We start from the raw sequence: 22,201 nt of genomic DNA, 5'->3' as shown, positions 1-22,201 counted from the left end.
ATGGTAATTAAACAGGTAGAGCTGCAGCATGTCTGCGGAATCACCAGTAAACTGCCGGATACCGGTCAGGTGGAAGTGGCATTTGCGGGAAAATCCAATGTTGGAAAATCTTCTCTCATCAATGCCCTGATGAATCGGAAATCACTGGCGCGTACCAGTGCGCAGCCGGGAAAAACACAGACGATCAACTACTACCACATCAATGAGGAAATGTATCTGGTGGATTTGCCGGGATACGGTTTTGCGAGAGCCTCCGAGGAGGTTAAAGCAAAATGGGGCAAGCTGATCGAGGATTATCTGCATCAGTCAAAAATGCTGCACGCAGTATTTCTTCTGATTGATATCCGTCATGCACCGTCCAACAACGATCGCATCATGTACAACTGGATTCTTCGAAACGGCTATCAGCCGATCATCATTGCGACGAAGCTGGACAAGATCAAGCGCAGCCAGCTTCAGAAACAGATCAAGCTGATCCGCGAGACGCTGGAGGTTGAGAAAGATACGATTGTGATTCCGTTTTCTGCAGAGACAAAACAGGGACGCGAGGAGATCTGGAATCTGATTGATGAAATCCGCTCGGATGCAGAAGAAAGCGGGGAATAATGTCATGGGTATGATACGTGCTGCAGGCCTTGGGTATGAATACCTCCGTTACGAGGAGGAAGGACAGGAGCCGGAAGTAACAAAAGCGATCGAGGACGTCAGTCTGGAAATCCAGAAAGGTCAGTTTATCGCGGTGCTCGGGCATAACGGAAGCGGAAAATCAACGCTTGCGAAACATATCAACGCTCTGCTGGTGCCTACAGAAGGCACCATGTGGGTGGATGATATGAAGACGACAGATGAGGAGGATGTCTGGAAGATCCGCCAGAAAGCCGGTATGGTATTCCAGAACCCGGATAACCAGATCATCGGAAATGTGGTGGAAGAGGATGTCGGCTTTGGACCGGAAAATCTGGGTGTCCCGACCGATGAAATCTGGAAACGGGTGGAGGAGAGCCTTACGGCGACCGGGATGATTTCATACCGGGCCCACTCTCCGAATAAGCTCTCGGGAGGTCAGAAACAGAGGGTTGCAATTGCAGGAGTGATGGCTATGCAGCCGGAATGTATTGTTCTTGATGAACCAACCGCGATGCTGGATCCGAACGGACGAAAAGAGGTTCTTCGCGCTGTGCGTAAGCTGAATGAAGAAAAGGGCGTTACGGTTATTCTGATTACGCATTACATGGAAGAGGTTGTTTTTGCGGACCGTGTGTTCGTTATGGACAACGGTAAGCTGGTAATGCAGGGGACGCCAAGGGAGATTTTTTCCGAAGTGGAGAAATTAAAAGAACTCCGTCTTGATGTACCCCAAGTGACACTGTTGGCTTATGAATTGAGAAAAAATGGTGTAGATCTCCCGGAGGGAATTTTGACCATTGAAGAACTGGTGAATGCATTATGTCATTGAAACTTGAAGATGTAACGTACACATACAGCCCGGGAACGGCATATGAAATGCACGCCCTGGAGCATATCAATCTTGAAATTCCGAATGGCCAGTTTGTTGGGATTATCGGCCATACGGGAAGCGGAAAATCGACGCTTGTGCAGCATTTGAACGGTCTGATCCGCCCGACATTGGGACGGGTGCTGTATAACGGAGAGGATATCTGGAAAGAAGGATATCCGCTAAGAGAGCTTCGAAGCCATGTGGGACTGGTTTTTCAGTACCCGGAGCATCAGCTTTTTGAGACGGATGTGATCACAGATGTCTGCTTCGGACCGAAAAATCAGGGACTTTCACCGGAGGAATGCAGAAAACGGGCGGAAGAGGCGCTGGATCATGTCGGATTTCCAAAGGAAATGTATGAAAAATCGCCGTTTGAACTCTCCGGAGGTCAGAAACGTCGTGTTGCGATTGCCGGTGTGCTTGCCATGAACCCGGATTTTCTGGTGCTTGACGAGCCGACTGCAGGCCTTGATCCGAAGGGACGCGATGAAATCCTCGATCAGCTTGCATTGCTGCATAAGACGCGCGGCATTTCGGTCGTGCTCGTATCGCACAGCATGGAGGATATTGCAAAATATGTAGAGCGGATTATTGTCATGAACCACGGTCATGTGGCGTTTGACGATACACCGAAGAAAGTCTTCGCTCACTATAAAGAGCTCGAGAAAATCGGTCTTGCGGCGCCGCAGATGACGTATATTATGCATGCGCTAAAGGAACACGGCATGGACGTGGACGTAACGGCGACGACGGTTGAGGAGGCACGCGATACGATTCTTGCGGCACTGGAAAGTCAGAAGAAAAACGGGAAAAAAGGAGCAGAAGTATGTTAAGAGATATTACTCTGGGACAGTATTACCCGGCAGATTCCATTCTGCACCGGCTTGACCCGCGTGTGAAATTTGTAGGAACGATCGTTTATGTCGTTTCCCTCTTTTTGTTCCACAATTGGGGCTATCTGCTTGGAACCGTATTCCTTGCGGTGATGATTAAACTGTCGAAGGTACCGTTCAAATTTATCACGAAGGGTCTGAAATCAATTTTTGTGCTGCTTGCGATTACGATGGTGTTTAACATCTTATTTACGCCGGGTGAGGTGCTCGTCCGTATCTGGAAAATTACGATCACCCGTGAGGGTGTGGCTATGGCATGCCGTATGTCGGTGCGTCTGATTTTCCTGATGATCGGCTCTTCGCTGATGACGCTGACGACAACACCGAACCAGCTGACGGATGCACTCGAAAGCCTGCTCGGACCATTGAAAAAAATCCATGTGCCGGTGCATGAGATTTCCATGATGATGTCAATCGCGCTCCGTTTTATCCCGATTCTTCTGGAAGAGACAGACAAGATTATGAAAGCGCAGATGGCGCGCGGCGCGGATTTTGAGAGTGGAAATATTATCCAGAGAGTAAAGAACATGGTGCCGCTTCTGGTGCCGCTGTTTATTTCAGCCTTCCGCCGTGCAAATGATCTGGCGCTGGCGATGGAAGCACGCTGCTACCATGGAGGAGAGGGAAGAACACAGATGAAACCGCTTCGGTATCAGACGCGCGATTATGCAGCGTATGGCGTTCTTATGGCATACCTTGTGTGCAGTATCGGCCTTCGCGTGTGCGGACTCTGACTTTGACGAAAACGGAGGAGAAGAATGCGCAGAATTAAGCTGATTGTAGCGTATGACGGCACAAATTACTGTGGATGGCAGGTGCAGCCAAACGGCATTACAGTACAGGAAGTATTAAATCAGGCTCTTTCCGATCTCTTTGCAAAAAAAATTGCCTGCATCGGCGCAAGCCGGACCGACGCCGGGGTACATGCTCTCGGCAATGTTGCGGTATTTGATACGGATGCGAGAATGCCGGCGGACCGTATCGCTTTTGCGCTGAACACACGGCTTCCGGCAGATATCCGTATTCAGGGATCATCCGAAGTGCCGCCAGACTTTCACCCGCGTTTTACCGCAACAGTCAAAACATATGAGTACAGGATTTTGAACCGCACCTTTGCAGATCCGACGCGGAGACTGAATTCCTATTTCTGGTACGGTCCGCTGGATGTGGATGCGATGCGGCAGGCAGCATCGTATCTGGTTGGCATGCATGATTTTAAAAGCTTTGCAACAGCAAAACCGGAGGTGACCGACACGGTCCGTACCATCTATGAAACGAGTTTGGAAAAAGAAGACGATCTGATCCGCTTCCGGATCACCGGAAACGGTTTTCTCTACAATATGGTACGGATTATCACCGGAACACTGCTTGAGGTTGGAAAGGGTGATTATCCGCCGGAGAAAGTAAAAGAAATCCTTGCGGCGAAAGATCGAAAAATGGCGGGAGCAACGGCAAGGCCGGAGGGTCTGACACTGGTACAGATCCGGTATCCCGAATGGAATTTCGAGTAAAGACATAAGTGGTCTGTATTTCCCGCAAAATGGGACTCGCAGTTTACGAAAAAATGCAAAATATGGGTAAAAAACAGTTGACATTCCAAAATTCGTATAATATAATTACTAAATGTGTGACGTAGTTTGAAAACGCCGATGCCATAAGCCCCGGTAAGGCGGTTTCCTATATACATGAAACAGTAAATTGAATTTTTCACAGGAGGTTATATCCATGAACACCTTTATGGCAAATCCAGATAAGATTGAAAGAAAATGGTATGTTGTTGATGCAGAAGGATGTACATTAGGACGTCTGGCATCTGAAGTAGCAAAAGTATTACGTGGAAAAAACAAACCGGAGTACACTCCGCACGTAGATACTGGTGATTACGTAATCGTAATCAACGCTGATAAAGTAGCAGTAACCGGTAAAAAACTGGATCAGAAGATCTATTACAGCCACTCCGATTATGTAGGCGGAATGAAAGAAGCTACTCTTCGTGAGATGATGGCTAAGAAACCGGAGAAGGTTGTTGAACTTGCAGTGAAAGGCATGCTTCCAAAAGGACCTCTTGGAAGACAGATGTTCACAAAACTTCACGTATACGCTGGTGCAGAGCACGCTCATGCAGCTCAGAAACCAGAAGTATTAACATTTTAATAGGGAGGTAAAGAACATTGGCTAGCGCAAAATATTACGGAACCGGAAGAAGAAAAAAATCTATCGCAAGAGTATATCTTGTACCGGGAACTGGTAAAGTTACCATCAATAAAAGAGACATCGATGAGTATTTTGGTCTGGAGACCCTGAAAGTTATCGTTCGTCAGCCTCTGGCAGCTACAGAGACATCCGATAAATTCGACGTGATCGTAAACGTTCACGGCGGCGGATACACAGGACAGGCAGGAGCAATCCGTCACGGTGTTGCACGTGCCCTTCTGACTGTAGATAACGACTACAGACCAGTTCTGAAAAAAGCAGGATTCCTGACTCGTGATCCTAGAATGAAAGAGCGTAAGAAATACGGTCTCAAAGCAGCTCGTCGCGCTCCGCAGTTCAGCAAGCGATAATCGACTGCTCAGACTATATCAAAAGGTTTACAAAACCCCGGAAAATCAAGGCTTAATAGTGACAAGTAACTATTTTGTCGCAGAGAACGGTGTGACCCGAAGGTCACGCCGTTTTTCTGTGTTCATAGGTTGTTTGCGTGATGATAGGCTCGGAAATAACGGGAATATCTACATCGTCCACGAAGTTGAAGAAAATCTTCACTTTCTGCTTGCGCTTGCCGCTGGATTTGTCCGGGGCATAGACGATGATTTTCTTGATATACTCGTTCACGATGGTCTGTGTCAGCTCCTCCACATCCACATATTTCTGTGTCAGGGCGATAAAGGCATCCAGACCGTCGTTCATTTCTTCCCGCTGTTCCACCCATTCTTCGATAACTTCAATTTCGAGCTTTAACCGTTCCTGCTCCGCTTCATAGTCCGCAGATATCTTTCTGTATCTGTCCTGATTGAGATTTCCAAGAACATAGTCCTCGTACAGCCGGGCGATGATGACATCCAGATCGGCAAGGCGTTTCTTTGCCTGTTCCAGCTTCTTTTTGTCATCCCGGATGCTGCGCTCCTGGTCAGTCCTGCGGCATTGCAGCCATTCCTCCTGAAAACCGTCCACATCGCTTCGGATATACTCATTGACTGCCCGGATGCGTTCCAGAACGATTTCACGAAGCACATCTTCCCGGATATAGTGGGCAGTACAAGTACCACGGTTGCTCTTGTAGTTGTTGCAGACGTAGTGATCCTGCTTGCCCTCAAAGTTTTTGCTTGTGGCAAAGTGGAGCTTGCCGCCGCAATCGGCACAAAACAGAAGCCCGGAGAACAATCCCTGCCGTTCCGCTTTTGCAGGGCGGCGTTTGTTTTTCCTCAGTTCCTGCACCCTGTCAAACTGTGCCTGAGATACAATCGCTTCCTGTGTGTCCGGCAGATAAAACATATTCTCCGGCTCATTGGGAATCCGCTTTTTCAGCTTGTAGGACTTGGAATAAGTCTTGAAGTTGCAGGTACAGCCTGTGTACTCCTGCCGTTCCAAAATCCCTACAATGGACTGGTTGCCCCAGTGGTACGGTCTTTCCGGCATCGGCTTTTTCTTTCGCTTGGCATAGAGTGCCTTTGCAGTCAGAATCTGCTTTTCTTCCAGAATCCTTGCAATCTGCTCCGGGCCTTTGCCGTCAATGCAAAGGTCGAAGATGAGCTTGACTACCGGAGCCGCTTCTTCATCCAGAATCCAGTGATCCTTGTCCTCCGGGTCACAGCGGTATCCGTAGGGCGGTTTGCCCATGTGCTTCCCACTGGTTCCTCTCTGCCGCAAACTGACACGGACTTTCTTGCTGGTATCACGGGGATACCACTCGTTGAACAGATTACGGATTGCGGCGAAGCCCTCGCTGTCTCCCCGGTTGCTGTCTACGCCATCATTTATAGCGATAAAGCGGACATCATAACTCGGAAAGATAATATCCGTATATTGTCCAACAGTCAGATAGTCACGACCAAAGCGGCTGAGGTCTTTGACCAGCCAGCAGCCCACAAGCCCCTGCTTGACAAGCTCAAAGCCTTCCTGCACACCGGGACGATTGAAGTTCGTCCCCGTATAACCGTCATCCACCAGAATTTTCAGGTTTGTATACCCGTGGTCACGGGCATATCGGGTTAAATACTCTCTCTGATTTGCGATACTGTTACTCTCGCCTTCCTGGGCATCCTCGTTGCTCAGACGGCAATAGAGAATGGTAATTTTCTGCTGATCCAACATAATATCCTCCTTCGGTGGTTGGTCAGCCGACAGTACCGTTGTGCATATTGGAATTATATCATGCTTTTGTGTCGCAGTCATTAACAAATCACCCCCTTGTCAGAAAAAATGAGCCGTTTTACCTTGTCGGTAAGTGGCTCATTTCCATCACACTCCGTTTCAATCACATACCATGTGTTTCCGATCTTGCACTCAATGGTTTTGCAGAAAGAGGACTGTGCCGCTTCCCAACGCTTGCGGCATTCTTCCAGAAAATCAATAGGCGGCTCAAAAATCGGATCGAAGCAGGAGCAAATATCAATATAGCCGATGGCATCGTTGATTTCTTCCATCGGGGCATCTTCCATAATCATCTTGTTAATTTCATCTACGGTTTTCTTCATAGGCAAATAGTTCCTTTCTTAAATTTCCATGTCCTGTCCACGATTGCGGGCAGGGTGTTTGTGTTCATACAGTTCCTTTCCCCTGGCGAGGATGGCATTGATAAAAGCCCAGACCTTTTCAGATGCAATCTCAATCGCATCCAGGAAAGGCTGGGCTTTTTGTTTCAGCTCCTCATAGTCTTTGTTCAGTTTTTCAAAACGGTCTTTCCATATCTTTGCGTTTTTATCTGCCTGCTCGAATTTCTGCTTGTATTTCAGCTTCTCAGACTTTTCCGCAAAGCTGCTGACCGCATAATCCTTTAGCGTGCGGCACTCATCCGCCGTCATGGTAACATTTCCCGTAATGGGATTTTTCTTGCCCATCGACTCAATCTCATGTGCAGTCATAGCAACAGACTTAGCAGCCTGAGTTTCCTTTTTCAGAGCTTCCAGTTTCTTTTTCTGCTTCTCCGTGGCAGCTTTGGCATCCGCTAAGCTCTGCTCGGCCTGTGCCACCTGTCCGGTCACAGCTTCCAAACGCTGCTGTTCGGCCTGTACCTTGAACTGTGTCACCGTCAGATGTTCTTCGGTGCTGCCACATTCTCCACGCTCTACATCGGTATAACCAGCGTTTCGCATGAAATTGAAAAAGTCATCCTGCAGCACACTGTAGGACGACTTCAAAATCTTTTTCCCTTTTGCGTTCAACATAGGATTTCCGTTTTCATCAAGAACGGGTTTGGATTCCCACTTCTTACTGCGGCTGACCTGTGTGATCGTTTCCTTTACCGTTCCCCGGAGGGATTCATCCTTGCATCGCTTCGACCACAGGATTTGTTTCTCCACCACCGGGATATAAACCACATGAAGGTGATAGTGGTACACATCCTCACCCAGAGCTTCCGACATTGCCCGGTTGCGCTCGTCGGCATGCATTACAGCGGAGAGGATATACTGCTCACCGCCCACAATCTCCACGGCGGCTTTGTAGGCATAGGCATAGAACTGTTTGGCATATTCATAGCCGCCGTGGTTGTGGAAGTAGGCAGAGTTTACATCAAACAGCAGCTCCCCATATTTCACCGCATCGGCTTTCAGACCACGGGTGGAGATAACACCATCTGCAATCATCTGATCGAACATGGCGGCATAGCTGCCGGTAGGTTTCTTGAAGTGGACATTGCGGTGGGTCTGGGTGGTATCAATATCTTGATTGGAGTAGCTGTCTTTTTCTCGCTCGTTATGCTCCTGAACTTTCGCCACATCGTCGAGGGTGGGCAAGTCCTGGTTACGGGCAAAGGTACGGTCAATTCCATCGTTTCTTGCCATAGGTTTTTTCCTTTCTTTCGAGAGTAGCAGACGGGCGGGGCTGCGGGGATGCACTTCTGCGGAAGTGTAATAACCCACTATAACACTTTCATCCATTCTGGCTGCAAAGTGCCGTGGGCTCTCCCGAGGGGGTGTGCGGTCACTGCGGTGACCTCTGCTGACCAAGGCAAAATGTCTGCAACTTTTCCCATGGTCAGCCCGTCTGCATGAAGCTGTTCTGCGGAACGTTTCTTGCAGACGTTGGCAGCGTCTTTCACTGCCATCCATAGGCAGCACTGCGGTGTGCCTATGGGGACGGGAGATGCGAGGGGCTGTTGCCGGGGGCATCACTTCTCCCGTCTTTGCTGCCATACAATGTCGCATCCCAGCACATCGGCAAGCTCCAATACTTCCTTGTATCGGATGCTTTCCCGCTGTAATTTTGCGGACAGGTTGGAAACGCTGTCGCTCCATCCGTACTCGTCCGAGAGCAGGTCAACAACTTCCTGCATGGTCATCCCAGCACGGATGATCTGTGCCTTGATTTCATTGCGTACATTCATATTGAAAAATCCTCCATAATTCTGTTTGTGGTTCGGTACAATCTCTGCACCCCAAAACGGAGCAGATACACCGAACAGTGAAAAATCTGCAATCTCTGAAATCCGTTCAGAATTTTGCTTGTGATGTCCTGTCCATATATGACCATATCCCGCTTTACTGTTTCGTGTGATTTGGTCTGGAAAAATGAAAACATCTATTGTTCCGTGAACAGGGTACACGGTTCAGAGAAGCACGATTTCGTGAAATAGCTTCGTCCTGCGGTCAAAAACTTTGCTGTTTCCATTGCCATTGATTTTCAATACCCGAAAACAGGTTGTCTCTGAAAGCCGTTGTTTCCTATAATGGGAGAAAACAGGGGTAAATGCTGCGTACATACGTACAGAGCATGACTGGCAAAATCAATCCCGCCATTCCTCCGGTACGTACGTACATGACGAAACATCGTAAAACCCATTTATATGAGGCCTTGCCACAGCTTCCACACCCATAAATCCCCACACCCGCCGTCCGGCAGAGTTGGTGATGTTGTTGCAATGTTCCAGATTGAATTTCTTGGCATTGGCAATCATGGCGTCGCTGAAGCTGCGGGCTTTCAGCGGTGCAAGGGAATTTTCTTCGCACCACATCCGATAGATTTCATAGAAATCCTTGGAGCTGATGGACGCATCCGCTTTACGCCGGATATATCCCTCGGAATCCATGAAATCAAAGATATTGTTGTTGTCACGCTTGACCGCTTCCCGGTTTTCCCGGATACGGTCACTCTCCGTAAACTTAAAGTTGTTGGCAACGAGCCGCTGCAATCCTTCGAACACCCACAGGAAGATGCCCTCAGCTTCGGCTTTCATCTTCTCAGCAAGGTCGGGATCGTCGGCTCTGCCCACGGGCTTTTCCTTGGTAGTCAGTACAAGCTGTCTGCGGTAAAAGCCGTCGCTGCGGTCATACAGGGCTTGCAGATCACCATTGCTGAATGCCAGCAACCGGGCAAACATCCAGCCCTGATAACTCTGCTTGCCCTTGCGTTCCAAGTCCATTTTGCCCTGTGCAGTCACGATGGATTTTACATAGTTGGTCTGACGCAGAGCTTCCATCCGCATATCATCATCCACGCACAGCAGGATGTGTTCCAGATCGGCACGGGCAAAACGGTTTTCAGAAATCTTCCCGATGCTGCCGTCTTTCATATTCGTGCCGAAGATGGTGGACAGCACCGCACCGATTTGGGATTTGCCCTCACCGCCGTTGCCCTTAATCACCATCATGCGCTGACCTTTGTTGGAGGGAATCAGACAGTAGCCAATGAACTCCTGCAAAGTGGGGATGTCCTCCGCATGGAGCAGCCCATCCAGAAAGTTCAGCCAGATCACCGGCGCAGTAGCATCGAGATTGTAAGCAACAGGCAGACGACTTCGCACGATAGCCGGTCTGCCCTCGGTAAATGTTCCGTTCAGCAGCAGCGTACCGTTGGACACATGAATGCGATCCTGCTCCGGCGGAAAGTCCGGCACTTGTGCTTCCAGTTTCAGCACTTCCAGAATGTTGGTGATCTTCCGTGGGATATTGTTCGCAGCACAGAATTTCAGCTTGTCGTAAATCTCCCCACGCAATGGGAGATCGTCCGTCACTCTACCATCGGGCGTGAAAAAAGCTCCGTTTGCAAAGATGATTCTGCGCTCATGCAGAAATTCTTCACAAAACAGAGCTTCGTTGATGTTCTGCCCATCAAACCACATGGGCAAGTTCATATCAGGCGTTTTTCGGTTCTTCGCCATGGTACGCCACCTCCTCCTTCTTTCGTGCGGTGTACTCTTGCAGAAAAGCAATCTTGCCCTCCTTCATCAGCTTGTCCACCAATGCCACCCGTTCTTCCAGATCGCCCACGGTCAGCACGTCTGCCATATATTCGATATGGCAGTGCATCTGGCAGGCTTCCACAAAACGATCATCCAGAGCATTTTCCGGTGTCTTGGGTGCGTATCGTACTTTCCAATCTTCCAGCAGATGCAGATAATCCGTCAGCACCCGGAAGCACAGCATTTCATCCTCCCGGAACTGACGGATATAGGGACGTTTGAGCTTGGCCATAGCTGCGGCAGTGGGCGGTTTCGGGTCAAGTCCGAAGTCCGAAGCCAGCTTTTGCGCTGCTTCATAGCTGCTCAGATCGAACGACCTTGCCACGAAGTCGATCACATCCCCCTTGACTCCGCAGCCAAAGCAGAAGAAATAATCCTCATTCAGCTTCATGCTCGGATGCCTGTCATTGTGGAACGGGCAGCAAGCCATGCCGTTTCGGTTGACTTTCAGCCCGTAGTGTTCGGCGGCTTGCTTTACGCTGATTGCCACCTTGATGGTTTCATAGATTGTCATAGAAAACCTCCGTTCATAGTATTCAGAAAGCACGAAACACCCGCCGTGATTGGCAGGTGCTTCGCTCCGTCTACTATTGTTATGCCGGATTTTTCAAAAAACAGGCTAATCGGAGGACAACCCCGTTTCAAAAAACAGGACAACTTATGGATAGATGTAGATTTCTTTACATTAGCATGATAGAATTAAGAAAATGAAAAAACAGGACAGGAGGGGCAAGCATGAACCAAGAACTGATGACATTGGATTTTTGGCAGGATACGGTCATATATGAGGGAAAAACACTTCCTGTCGGCGCTCTTGCCTGTGATGCGCTGAATGTCCCTGCGGATACCATCGCAAAGATGAACGAGCAATGCGAGAAAATCAATCTGCTGCTTGGAATATTAAACGCCGGACAGGATGCTTCTGCACTCTGTCCTATTGCAACGGAAGCTGCTCTGACGATGCTTGATATTCTCAGTCAAACACCGCCGTTCTCCTATATGAATATCTCAAAGCACAGAGAACGGATTGAAAAAGTCTTTACTGTGGACAATGCGCTGAAATATGTGGAGTTTGCCATAAAAGCCGCAACCAATTCTTTGCAATTTGAAGAAATCCAGAACTTTGCCGATGCGATGATGCTCCAACGCTATACCGCAGTTTTCGGGCATCTGGCATACTCCCTTGGGGAATACCAAACGACCATGCTTGATTTTGCAGAAAAATCAGACGGCAACGAAGCTGACCGTACCGCAGAGGGCTTTGCCAGAATGTTCGGCAATTATTTCCCGCCGGAGTTTTCCATCACGGAGGGCAATGCCTGGATGTCTACCCTGAACAATTCCGTTCAGTATGTATCCGTCATCCGTCCCGGCGAAAAAGTTGCGAAGCTGGTCAAGCGGATGCACTATGTATCCTTTGTGGGGATGTTCCGGTCTGATCTCTTTGAGGGCCTGTGTGTTGGCCATGCACCGAAAAAATGCAAAATCTGCGGCAAATGGTTTCTGACCACCAATGCAAGGCACACCAAATACTGCGGCGGCTACGCTCCGGGGGACAAGCTGCACCGCACCTGCCGGCAGATCGGTAACCTGAAAGGCAGAGAACAGCGGGAACTTGCGGACGATCATCCGCTGAAACAGATTTATGAGAAGCGACTGAATACCATAAACCGCTATGTGAAGCGTGGCGCTCTGGACGCTGATCTTGCAGAGGTTATGAAAAAACTGGCGAAAGATAAGATGCTTCGGGCGCTGAGCAATGTCGCTTACGCCAAGGGTGATTATGAAAAAGAAATGGGACAGGCTGCGTTGAAGAAAGAAGCAATAAAAAGAATTTGAATTTAGCTAAGAGGTGAGCAACGTTATGTTAGAAGTAGTATTTAGCGACAGTGCCGCAGGGACTATGGCGGTTGCGATTGGACATAAGGGTTTTTTAGGCGGAGCAACCAGTGTAATTATCTCTGATGGGACAGTTTCAAAAGAAGAAATAGAAAAGTTCCAGCATCAAGCAGAAGAACGGGAGCGTTCTGGTTGGGAGAATGCTATACCGTTGGAAGGAAATCGTAAGGACATAGTTAATCTTCCGCTGGCATTGTCTGTGGGCAACATCTCCGAAGCAGGAATTTGTTTGGAGCGTGAGTCGGCATTATCTTTGCTACTAAGCATACTGCCCGATATGGCATCTGAAATCGTAACTGAACTTCTCAATACATCCCGAAAGAACTATGCTACACTACTGGAAAAAGCACAAAACGGAGAGCCGATTCGTGTTTGGGTCGGACGAGACCCAGATGATGTGTGCGGATTGTATTGGCTTCTGGAACAACTACGACCAATCGGCTTTGAAAAATTGGATATTACCATTGTGGAGCTTCCAATGTGGGAAACAAGACCAGATGGATGCATTGTCCAGTATAACGGTTGGGGAGAAGTTGAACCTTATCACTTGGGACGGATGGCATCTCTTGGGAAGAAGTTGCCAACAAATTACCTTCGTAGTTTGGCTAACCGCTGGAGAGAACTCCAACAGGAAAATTCTCCTCTTCGTGCTGTTATAAACGGCAAACTGGTCAGCGTATCAGAAACTCTGTATGATACATTTATTCTTCGAGAATTGGATACACTGGACGACGAGTTTAGGGAAAGCGTGCTTGTTGGACAGGTTCTTGGAAAGAATCAATTAGGGATCGGTGATGGGTGGATTGCTTTGCGTGTGGAACAATTTATCAAAGAGGGACTTCTGCTCCCAATCACAACTCCTGCACCAAATGCACCTATTTATCACCGTATGTTAAAGAAAATAAAGTAATAAATAACCCATTAGTTGATCACGGGATATTTATGAGTATTACTAAACTGGAAGGAGGTGCGCTATGCTGAATGATTTTTCATGGAATATGACCGGATACATACCGAAACACGCTGTCAATCCATCCGATGATGGCATCCCACCCTATGTTGCAGAGCGCATCTTCCAGCTGGAACCGGAACCGCCTACAGTAGACAATCCGAACGAATATATCCTGTCTGCCCTACGGGAAAAAGACTTGAAATATTTCTCATTCTTTCTCCACCACTACGAGCTGCAACTTAACAAGCGCATCAAAACCTTTCTCGGTGTGGATGGCGGCAATCGATACGACACAGACCGTTTTCTGGATATAAAACTGTCCTGCCGGGAGCAAATGCTCCAAAAGCTGATGGACTATGCTCCTGCCAAAGGTGCGGAGTATGCAACATACATTTTTCCGTTCATTCGGGATGCTATGCTCCGTTTCCGCATGGGCGAAGAAAAATGGTCGGTATCCTCTCTGACCAATTACAAAATGGTGCGGTCAATGGCGTGGCTGTACCATAACACCAAGGATGCGGTCAGTGAATTTGCAAAGAAATACAACTGCGACCTTGCCCTTGCGGAAGGATACCTGAAAGTAGTCCGTGGCATCCGCAATCAGCAGCCATTCTATGTAACGGACGAGGATGGCGAGGAAACAGGTGAAGATGTTGCCCTTGATGATACATGGAACTATACCGACATCCTCTGGAACGGCATACAGGCTGAAAAGGTGCAGCGGGCATTTGAGAAACTGAATTACCGGGAGCAAACCTTGCTTGAAAAGCGGCTGGCGATTTGTATGACCTGTGGGCGTGTCGGCTCATGGAAGAACCGCCCCACCTTTGAAGAACTGGCGGTTATGTTTGAGGGCAGCACAGCCAGCGGTGCAGAGCGAGCCTACCGGAAAGCAGTGGACAAGCTGACGGAGTTTTTGGTTGCCGAGGGTGCTATCCATGCAGTCCGGCTGAAACAGAAATCCAAAACCAAGCGCAAAAAGAAAATCACCGCCGCAATCTACGAATACCAGGCAGACTGCGACGGCGAATGGGGCGAAATATCAGTTGATTTTGAGAACGGCACAGCAGAAATCATTCGGCTTGCTGATTGGGATACAATTAAAACGAACTGGTTTGCCAATGAGGCGATCCGGTATATTTTATCATTGTCGCCTGATGCTCTTAAAAAATATATGCTCGTCCCCCTTGAGCCGCCACTTATATCCTGAATCCTTACAACAACTGTAAGTGGTATTTGCTGTGTTCCCATGCTATCATTTTATTACAAATGATAGGAGGTATTCACATGAAACCCATTTTGAATATTGAAAATTTAACAAAAATCTATGGCAATGTGCCAAGTCAAACAAATGCACTGAATGGGATCACCCTCCAGGTGATGCCGGGAGAGTTTCTCGGCATTATGGGAAGCAGTGGTTCCGGTAAATCCACGCTTCTCAACTGTATTGCAACTGTGATTCAGCCCACCGGTGGAAGCATTCAGGTGGAGGGCGATACTCTGCAATCCCTCAGGGGAAAGGCTCTTGCAGAGTACCGTGGCAAAAAAGTTGGTTATCTATTCCAGAACTTTGAATTGCTGGACAACCTGACTGGCAGGGAAAACATCCTGCTCCCGACTTCCTTGCATGGGGTATCCGAAGCAGAAAGCAGCCAGCGGCTGAAGCAGTTGGCTGACTATCTGGAAATCACTGATGTTCTGGATAAGTTTCCGTCCAAGATGTCCGGCGGCCAGCGTCAGCGTGTTGCGGCAGCAAGGGCTCTGATCTTACATCCCCAAATGATCCTTGCCGATGAACCGACGGGTGCGCTGGATTCTAAGAACGCAAGAAGTCTTATGGAGAAGCTGTCCGGCCTGAATCGTGACGAACAAGCTACGATCCTGATGGTAACCCATGATTCCAATGCCGCCAGCTTCTGTAAGCGCATCCTGTTCATCCAGGATGGCGTGATCTTTCATGAGCTTCGGCGTGGAGACGAAAGCCAGCAGGAGTTCTACGGGCGCATCCTGAAGGTGATGGCGCAACTGGGAGGGGGCAGCGCAAATGTTCTCTAATCTCATTCTTCGGAACAGCCGCCGCAGCCGAAAGGAAAACGGTCTGTTTTTCAGCTCCCTGGTGATTTCTATTGTTGCCTTTTACATGATTCTTTCCATCTCCACTCAAGATGTGATGCTCTTTTTGCAGAAAATGGAGAGTGACGCAGTTGACAAACTCCTGCTTCTGATTCCTGCGTTTTATGGGATGACCCTCGGTATTCTGTTCTTTTTGATCTATTTTGCCTGCAAGTATCAGTTCGAGCGCAGACGGCATGAGTTTGGTGTTTATCTAATGTTGGGGATGCGTAGAAGTAAACTGTTTGGTATGCTTCTGGCGGAAGATTTCCTGACCAGTATTCTTGCCATGCTCATAGGCTTACCTGTGGCTGTGGTGCTTTCAGAAATTGTCAGTCTTGTCACCGCCAAGCTGGTAGGCATGGGGATCATCGGTCATCAGTTTTCTTTATCCTGGTCTGCGATTGAATGGACGCTGGCAGGATTTCTGGCAATTAAGCTGACGGCACTTCTGATTTTGAGTGGACGAATCAGCCGCCAGGAGATCGGTACTTTGCTATCCCAGCCAACGAACCGCCCCAAAAAGCAAATGCCATCTGTTATCTATGGACTGGCTGCTATATGCGGAAGTGTGATGTTGGCAGTGGCTTACTACATGGCGATTCAGGGAATTGCATGGACAAAGGTAAGTATGATGGGACTGACTTTGCTGTTGGGCATAGTTGGTACGATGCTGCTTTTCTATGGGATGCGTGCGCTGATTGCTTTGATTGTTAAGAAAGGAAAAGGAAATAAGCAGCTTCATGTATTTACCTTCCGGCAGATTCAGGAGAATGTTATTCATCAGTCAACCTCCATGGCCATCAGCTCCCTGCTGATTCTGGCGGCGCTGTGTTGTTTTGGTGCGGGCGTAGGAATTGCAGGAACGAATAGCCTGTCTTCTGGCCATGTAATCGACTATACTTTTGAAGATCATACTGCAGAAGATTCATCGCAGGTTCTTCCGAATATAAAGGCAGCCCTGAAAGAAAACGGTTTGGAAAATCAATTTTCAGAGCTTTTTGAAATGAGGGTTGGGCGTATTCGCACCACAGAAGATTATGATAATGCCTACAGCATGGACGCTGTTATGGACTCTCTTCGGAGCCTGCCCCAGTCGGAAGACCGGGATGTCCTTCTGAACAATCTTGGTTATGCCACATACCCATATTTGATTTGTTTATCGGACTATAATCGTTTGTTGGAATTGTCCGGCAATCCGGCTCTCCAATTAGGCGAAAAGGAGGCCACTGTCTATATTGATACAGAGTTTACTACGGCAAGCCGTACCGCAATGCTGAACCAAGTATTGGCCGGGCAGCCCAAGGTGGAACTGGATGGTAGTCCGATTCATCTTACAGGAGAGGTTCAGTCTGTGAATTTGGTCACGGACCGTTCTATAACCTTGTCCTTTGCATTGATTCTTCCGGATGAAGCATTCCTATATTATAGTCAGGGAATGTATGATACCTATGTCAATGCGGTGCTCAGTGAGCAAGCTCTGAATGGAAATAGCCTTATGACTGCCTATTCCGATCTGAACGAGAAGCTGGACAAAATAGGTATCGAATATGAAAGCTATCTTCAGAATATGGGCCGCCAGCTTTTCTACACCGTAGCATCCATCTATATTACCCTCTATCTGGCGATTGTGTTCTTGGTGGTTGCCAACACCATTGTGGGTGTTCAGTTCCTGATGAGCCAGCAGAAAACCGGGCGTAGATACCAGACCCTGATCCGCCTGGGAGCCACTTACGAAAGCCTTTGCCAGTCTGCCGGAAAGCAGATTGCGTGGTTTATGGGACTTCCTGTATTGGTTGCAGCTGTCAGCAGTCTGTTTGGAGTCAGAGCGTTGTTTACAGGGATACTCTCGTCCCGAACCCGTGGGACAGTGCCTGAAATGCTGCTTGTATCTGCTACTATGATTTTGCTGCTTTGCGTGATAGAATATATTTATATGAGAGTGGTCAAGCACTCCAGTGATCGGTATTTGCTGACACTGATGCAGCCGCAGAGAGAAGAATAATTTGGAAGGAGGTGCTGTCGTGAAAAGAATTGCTGTTGTGGAAGATGAAGTCTATATGCGGGAAGAACTCTGCAATATGCTCCAAAAGGACGGGTATCTTGCGGAGGCAATCACCGAGTTTGAAGATGCCGCTCGGCTCCTGGCAGCCCTCCGTCCTGACCTTGTGATCTTAGACCTGAATTTGCCGGAGATCAGTGGCTTTCAAATCTGCCAGGAACTAAAGAATAAAACCGCTATCCCCGTCCTGGTACTAACTTCCAGAGATCAGGTAAAGGATGAACTGCAAGCGTTCCACTTGGGTGCCGATGAATATTTGACGAAGCCGTGCAGAAAAGACCGGCTTCTTGCCAGGGTATCCAATATTCTCAAAAGGTATGAAGGCCGTACCAATCTCATAGAGGGACCAGATTTCCTGTTAGACCAGCAGACCTACACGCTTTATATTCATAATACCTCTGTCGTGCTTCCAAAAAATCAGGGAAAACTGTTGGTTGCTCTTTTGTCCGGCGGCGATGCTCTGGTCACGACGGAGCAACTTTGCATAGCACTATGGGGAACCACGGAATACATAGACGAAAATGCCTTGCAGGTTAATCTGACCAGGCTGAAAAAGACGATGTCCGGTCTTGAGATGAAGCAGCGAATCGTTGCGGTTCGTGGGATGGGCTATCGTCTGGAAACGGGGGTGGCTCCATGAAGCAGCTTTGGCGCATAACAGAGCGATACTACCCCTGGCTATTGTTGCTGTTGGGCGTGGATTGCTTTTGTGCTATCATTCTTTGGATTTCTGACATTCAGGCATTTCAACCCTTGATTGGGTTAGTAGTTCTGACAAGCCTCCTTTTGTTTTCAGCGATTCTGTTTGTACTAAACAAGCGGGAGACTACCCGCCGAGAACTGTTCCGGGATTTCCTCAGTGATCCTACCATCTGCAACGAGGAACGGCTGCTCAGTGCCATCAGCCGGGAAGAAGGAGAATCTATCCGGCTTCTGGCATCAGTTTTACAGGAACACAAAACTGAGAGTAACAGTATGGCAGATGCCCTACAGGACTATGAAGAATATGTGGAGGGCTGGGCACATGAAGCGAAAACGCCCCTATCGTTGCTGACCATGCTCTTGGATAACCGGAACGATGAAATCTCTCCTTCCCTGCAAGCAAAGCTGGATTATGTCCGCAGTCAGCTTCAGGAGGATGTCACGCAGATGCTGTACTATGCCCGGTTGAAGAGCAGTACAAAGGATTACCGATTTGAGGATGTCAATTTGAATGACTGCTTGGGTGAAGTTCTGGAGGACTATGCCCCACTTCTTGAAGAGAAGCAGTTTGTCATTCTCAACAAACTGCAATCTGAAACAGTCTATACAGACCGTAGAGGACTTCAGTTTATGTTGGGACAAATCGTTAGCAATGCCATCAAATATAGCAGCGATAGTCCCATGCTTACAATTTCCGTGATACATTCGGAGACCGCAGATATCCTTTCTGTTGAAGATAACGGCATTGGCGTAAAAAAATATAATCTGCCGTACATTTTTCAAAAGGGCTTTACCGGGGATTCTACTGACAGCAGAAAGAAGGCTACCGGTATGGGACTTTACCTGGTTAAGAAGATGGCCGACGATCTAAATCTTCATCTGGAAGCAGCTTCCCAGTGGGGAAAGGGCTTCAAGATTGTCATCTTCTTTCCTAAATTGAGATCCAACGGAGGGAAATAATATAAACAGAAAAACGCCCGCAGGATTTTCTCCTGCGGGCAGCGTGTTGTCAGCTATCCCAAGGCTTGTATTCTGTTACAGTTTTCAAATAGGTTTCGGGATCGCCGTTCAAGATAAGGTCTGCATACTCCAAAGGAGCGTTGTAGATCAAATAATCCAGCTCTGACCGCTGATACATATTGTCAGCAATCTCGTTCTCAACGGCGATAGTGTCAATCGCAATCATACTGCCGTCGCTGAATTTCACTTCCACACAGCAATTATCCATATTGTAGGCACAAGATATTAAGGTTTTCATGGTATGTCCTCCATAATTCGTAATATAAAGCGAAAATCCCGTCTGACTTCCTGTTAGAAATCAGACGGGATTTGTCCGTATGCACCCCGGAAACCGTCAGCTAACAGTTGATAAGTAAATTAGTTCCTTATCACTGTTAAGCCAAGGTTTTCCGGGGTTTTCTTATACCTAAACAGGCTGATATAGTTTGACCTCATTTGACCAAACGAGAGCCGTTTTCACCCGATTTTTAGTGGTTAAATATAGGACAGTCGGCAAAAATGGGGTCAAAAAACGGTCTTAGTGGTTAAAAAATAGGACAACCAGAGAACAATTTCGGGGGTATTTTTGAGGGTGATTTGGCACTCTCAGACACCGGATTTTTCGCTGGAGGGTTTGGCATAATCTGACCAAATCTGAACAATTAAATACGATTCTAATGCAGGCACTCAGTAACAAATAACTGGGTGCTTTTTGTCATGGCGAGGAGGAAAGTGACTATCGTGCTTGCATCAGGGAGAGCGAGTGGATTTAACTTCGTCCCAAGTTGGGACGAAGTTGCGGGCTGACGAAATTTTGGCACAACAGGCGGGGTCAAGTAGAAATCAGGTTCAAAGATTTATTCGACTGACAGAACTGATTCCCGAACTGCTGGACAGGGTTACTTTTACTTCTGACACTCTGCGGAAGTATTTTCCCAAAAGCTACACACCAGCCAGGATGCAGGAGACCATTATCAAGCTATTGGAACAATGGCAGCGTAAACGTCAGAGAGACCAGGAGCGATGAAAGGAGCCGCCTATGAAAGATATTTTAGCAAGGGAGCTGAAAGGACATAACATTCTTGCTGTGGAACGCTTTAAGGACAGCACCCGATGGATGATTGAATTTGGTGTTCTCCATCCGTGCAGTGCTTACGGGAGCAGAGGTGATGAAATGCGTCTGTTTCTTGCAGAGGACAGCTATTAGAACGCTCTCCAAGATCATCAGCGCCGGAAAATCAAAATCAAGCGGTATGCCCGTGTTGTTGAGGGACACATCCTCGACTTTAAGCCGGGAAAGAAATGCACAAGAAAATATAGAGAAAGTTGAACGCCACAATTCTTTGATTTAGGATTGTGGTTTTTTTGTACCCAAAATTCAGAAGGAGTGAGGTCGATGGCCGTTTTTCGCATTGAACGGACCCGTGATTATACCGTGATGAGCAATCATCATTTACGAAATGCAAACCTGTCGTTAAAAGCCAAGGGACTGCTTTCCATGATGTTATCTTTGCCAGAGGACTGGAATTACACCACCCGTGGTCTTGCAAAGATCTGTAAGGAGGGCGTGGATGCCATAGGCGTTGCGTTGCGGGAATTGGAGGCTGCCGGTTACATTGTGCGGCACAAGCTGCGTGACCGGCAGGGACGCATCAGCGATACAGAGTATGTCATATACGAGCAGCCACAGCTTAGAAAACCGGATACGGATTCACCAGATACGGAAAACCCGTATATGGATAAACCGGATACGGAAAAGCCCGCAGAATTAAATATAGAGAAATCAAATACTCAAAAACAAAATATTTATGGATCAAGTACCGATTCCATTCCCTTCCGGGATTGCGCGGCAGATTGTCTGCCGGAACGGAAAGGAAGGGATGCGATGTCACTCACAGAGATAGAGAGTTATCGGGAATTGATTCAGGAGAATATCGGGTATGAATACCTGTGTCAGCAGTATGAAACTTATCGGGAGGATTTGGATGAGATTGTGGAGCTAATCGTGGAAACGGTCTGTGCAAAGCGAAAGACCACCCGTATTGCAGGAAGTGATTTTCCGCATGAAATCGTTCGTTCCAGATTCTTGAAGCTGGATAACTCGCACATTGAGTTTGTCATGGACTGTTTACAGAAGAACACCACGGAAATTCGTAACATGAAGCAGTATCTTCTGACCGTTCTGTTCAATGCACCGACCACGATAAGCAATCATTACACCTCACAAGTAAATCACGATCTGTATGGCGGCTGGTAAATGGTCGCTTTTTTATTGCCCGGAACTGCCGGGAGAAAGGAGCAAGCATGATGTCTGAGGGAAAGACCATAGGGCAGCTGATGGAAGAAATGCGGGCAAAGGCAGGAGCGCAGAATTATCACGGTCATGGATATATGGATCTCCAGCGTTTTGCGGAGGACACCCGGCACATGATTATTTTTGATGTGCTGACGAACGATTCCCCTGTTGGCTGGAAAGGTGAACGAACCCGCCTGTTCCTGTCGGATACCGGTTATGAAAAAGCACTGGATAGTCAGGAAAAGGGGCAGATTAAGATTTTGAGCCACGCAAAGGTACGTCAGGGCAATCTGCACTATGACCGTTCTGACCAGTTACGCTAAGGAGGGCGGTATGAAGCGTTATCTTCTGCGGCGGCTGGTGGTTCCGCCTTAGCAAAAAAAGAGA

Annotated in this window: 24 protein-coding genes and 2 pseudogenes; 18 read left to right on the top strand and 8 right to left on the bottom strand. The window is 48.0% G+C overall.

The genetic code is table 11. The features are described from left to right. The 7 genes from yihA to rpsI all read left to right on the top strand — a co-directional run bounded on the left by yihA (position 1) and on the right by rpsI (position 4,955). The gene (gene yihA, locus DWZ44_RS02915) at positions 1-606 is read left to right on the top strand and encodes a ribosome biogenesis GTP-binding protein YihA/YsxC (protein WP_055219842.1); all 606 of its coding nucleotides are present in this window, start codon (positions 1-3) and stop codon (positions 604-606) included. Positions 607-610: 4 nt separating this feature from the next. Continuing rightward, positions 611-1,456 (top strand): energy-coupling factor transporter ATPase, encoded by an 846-nt coding sequence (locus DWZ44_RS02910; protein WP_055219895.1) that lies wholly within the window; start codon positions 611-613, stop codon positions 1,454-1,456. Then, positions 1,447-2,331, top strand: coding sequence for an energy-coupling factor transporter ATPase (locus tag DWZ44_RS02905; protein WP_055265743.1), 885 nt, complete (start codon positions 1,447-1,449; stop codon positions 2,329-2,331). Before DWZ44_RS02910 ends, DWZ44_RS02905 begins: the two co-directional genes overlap by 10 nt. After that, on the top strand, positions 2,325-3,125 hold the full coding sequence (locus DWZ44_RS02900) for an energy-coupling factor transporter transmembrane component T family protein (RefSeq protein ID WP_055265741.1): 801 nt from the start codon (positions 2,325-2,327) through the stop codon (positions 3,123-3,125). Before DWZ44_RS02905 ends, DWZ44_RS02900 begins: the two co-directional genes overlap by 7 nt. A gap of 24 nt (positions 3,126-3,149) precedes the next feature. Further along, a complete protein-coding gene (gene truA, locus DWZ44_RS02895) occupies positions 3,150-3,902 on the top strand; it encodes a tRNA pseudouridine(38-40) synthase TruA (protein WP_117804187.1) in 753 nt (250 codons plus the stop codon). 214 nt (positions 3,903-4,116) lie between these two features. Further along, the gene (rplM, locus tag DWZ44_RS02890; RefSeq protein ID WP_055219851.1) at positions 4,117-4,545 is read left to right on the top strand and encodes a 50S ribosomal protein L13; all 429 of its coding nucleotides are present in this window, start codon (positions 4,117-4,119) and stop codon (positions 4,543-4,545) included. A gap of 17 nt (positions 4,546-4,562) precedes the next feature. Further along, the gene (rpsI, locus tag DWZ44_RS02885) at positions 4,563-4,955 is read left to right on the top strand and encodes a 30S ribosomal protein S9 (RefSeq protein ID WP_117509622.1); all 393 of its coding nucleotides are present in this window, start codon (positions 4,563-4,565) and stop codon (positions 4,953-4,955) included. Positions 4,956-5,058: 103 nt separating this feature from the next. On the opposite strand, the gene DWZ44_RS02880 is transcribed toward rpsI, so the two are convergent. The 7 genes from DWZ44_RS02880 to DWZ44_RS02845 form a co-directional block, all read right to left on the bottom strand. Then, positions 5,059-6,705 carry a recombinase family protein gene (locus DWZ44_RS02880; RefSeq protein ID WP_330411339.1) on the bottom strand — a complete coding sequence of 549 codons (1,647 nt, stop codon included), beginning with the start codon at positions 6,703-6,705 and terminating at the stop codon, positions 5,059-5,061. An 80-nt stretch (positions 6,706-6,785) separates the two neighbouring features. Continuing rightward, positions 6,786-7,088, bottom strand: a complete 303-nt coding sequence (locus DWZ44_RS02875; RefSeq protein WP_033121834.1) for a hypothetical protein — start codon at positions 7,086-7,088, stop codon at positions 6,786-6,788. Between the two features lie 18 nt (positions 7,089-7,106). Continuing rightward, a complete protein-coding gene (locus DWZ44_RS02870; RefSeq protein ID WP_117804185.1) occupies positions 7,107-8,396 on the bottom strand; it encodes a plasmid recombination protein in 1,290 nt (429 codons plus the stop codon). A gap of 77 nt (positions 8,397-8,473) precedes the next feature. Beyond that, entirely contained in the window at positions 8,474-8,659 is a 186-nt protein-coding gene (locus tag DWZ44_RS02865; RefSeq protein ID WP_109258816.1) for a hypothetical protein, read from the bottom strand. 63 nt (positions 8,660-8,722) lie between these two features. Then, entirely contained in the window at positions 8,723-8,938 is a 216-nt protein-coding gene (locus DWZ44_RS02860; RefSeq protein ID WP_109258817.1) for a phosphoribosylglycinamide formyltransferase, read from the bottom strand. Between the two features lie 399 nt (positions 8,939-9,337). Then, on the bottom strand, positions 9,338-10,711 hold the full coding sequence (locus DWZ44_RS02850) for a DNA primase family protein (RefSeq protein WP_117804184.1): 1,374 nt from the start codon (positions 10,709-10,711) through the stop codon (positions 9,338-9,340). After that, positions 10,686-11,306: a CHC2 zinc finger domain-containing protein gene (locus DWZ44_RS02845; protein ID WP_117804183.1), complete on the bottom strand. Its 621-nt coding sequence runs from the start codon at positions 11,304-11,306 to the stop codon at positions 10,686-10,688. Before DWZ44_RS02845 ends, DWZ44_RS02850 begins: the two co-directional genes overlap by 26 nt. Before the next feature lie 221 nt (positions 11,307-11,527). On the opposite strand from DWZ44_RS02845, the gene DWZ44_RS02840 reads away from it, so the two are divergent. The 7 genes from DWZ44_RS02840 (at position 11,528) to DWZ44_RS02810 (ending at position 19,479) form a co-directional block, all read left to right on the top strand. Further along, positions 11,528-12,631, top strand: a complete 1,104-nt coding sequence (locus DWZ44_RS02840) for a DUF6076 domain-containing protein (RefSeq protein ID WP_117760464.1) — start codon at positions 11,528-11,530, stop codon at positions 12,629-12,631. 25 nt (positions 12,632-12,656) lie between these two features. After that, positions 12,657-13,601 (top strand): DUF3658 domain-containing protein, encoded by a 945-nt coding sequence (locus tag DWZ44_RS02835; RefSeq protein WP_110442444.1) that lies wholly within the window; start codon positions 12,657-12,659, stop codon positions 13,599-13,601. A gap of 64 nt (positions 13,602-13,665) precedes the next feature. After that, the gene (locus DWZ44_RS02830) at positions 13,666-14,853 is read left to right on the top strand and encodes a hypothetical protein (protein WP_117760462.1); all 1,188 of its coding nucleotides are present in this window, start codon (positions 13,666-13,668) and stop codon (positions 14,851-14,853) included. A 77-nt stretch (positions 14,854-14,930) separates the two neighbouring features. Continuing rightward, entirely contained in the window at positions 14,931-15,698 is a 768-nt protein-coding gene (locus DWZ44_RS02825) for an ABC transporter ATP-binding protein (RefSeq protein WP_110442442.1), read from the top strand. Beyond that, on the top strand, positions 15,688-17,760 hold the full coding sequence (locus DWZ44_RS02820) for an ABC transporter permease (protein ID WP_117804182.1): 2,073 nt from the start codon (positions 15,688-15,690) through the stop codon (positions 17,758-17,760). Before DWZ44_RS02825 ends, DWZ44_RS02820 begins: the two co-directional genes overlap by 11 nt. Before the next feature lie 19 nt (positions 17,761-17,779). Further along, positions 17,780-18,457 (top strand): response regulator transcription factor, encoded by a 678-nt coding sequence (locus tag DWZ44_RS02815; RefSeq protein ID WP_033121503.1) that lies wholly within the window; start codon positions 17,780-17,782, stop codon positions 18,455-18,457. Then, on the top strand, positions 18,454-19,479 hold the full coding sequence (locus DWZ44_RS02810; protein WP_033121502.1) for a sensor histidine kinase: 1,026 nt from the start codon (positions 18,454-18,456) through the stop codon (positions 19,477-19,479). Before DWZ44_RS02815 ends, DWZ44_RS02810 begins: the two co-directional genes overlap by 4 nt. Before the next feature lie 49 nt (positions 19,480-19,528). On the opposite strand, the gene DWZ44_RS02805 is transcribed toward DWZ44_RS02810, so the two are convergent. Then, positions 19,529-19,777 (bottom strand): DUF6061 family protein, encoded by a 249-nt coding sequence (locus DWZ44_RS02805; protein ID WP_110442440.1) that lies wholly within the window; start codon positions 19,775-19,777, stop codon positions 19,529-19,531. A gap of 489 nt (positions 19,778-20,266) precedes the next feature. Here DWZ44_RS02805 and DWZ44_RS02800 point away from each other — a divergent pair. The 4 genes and pseudogenes from DWZ44_RS02800 to DWZ44_RS02785 all read left to right on the top strand — a co-directional run. Then, positions 20,267-20,545, top strand: a pseudogene (locus DWZ44_RS02800) (ParB/RepB/Spo0J family partition protein); the annotation flags it as partial. 12 nt (positions 20,546-20,557) lie between these two features. Beyond that, positions 20,558-20,848, top strand: a pseudogene (locus DWZ44_RS02795) (DUF5720 family protein). A gap of 66 nt (positions 20,849-20,914) precedes the next feature. Further along, positions 20,915-21,775 carry a DUF6017 domain-containing protein gene (locus tag DWZ44_RS02790; RefSeq protein WP_117800731.1) on the top strand — a complete coding sequence of 287 codons (861 nt, stop codon included), beginning with the start codon at positions 20,915-20,917 and terminating at the stop codon, positions 21,773-21,775. A 50-nt stretch (positions 21,776-21,825) separates the two neighbouring features. Then, a complete protein-coding gene (locus tag DWZ44_RS02785; protein WP_008728385.1) occupies positions 21,826-22,137 on the top strand; it encodes a DUF5720 family protein in 312 nt (103 codons plus the stop codon). Positions 22,138-22,201: the final 64 nt, after the last annotated feature.

Origin of the sequence: Blautia sp. AF32-4BH (assembly GCF_003460565.1) — a bacterium.
In the GTDB taxonomy this organism is placed as follows: domain Bacteria; phylum Bacillota; class Clostridia; order Lachnospirales; family Lachnospiraceae; genus Fusicatenibacter; species Fusicatenibacter saccharivorans.
This window is presented reverse-complemented; position numbering and strand designations above follow the sequence as displayed.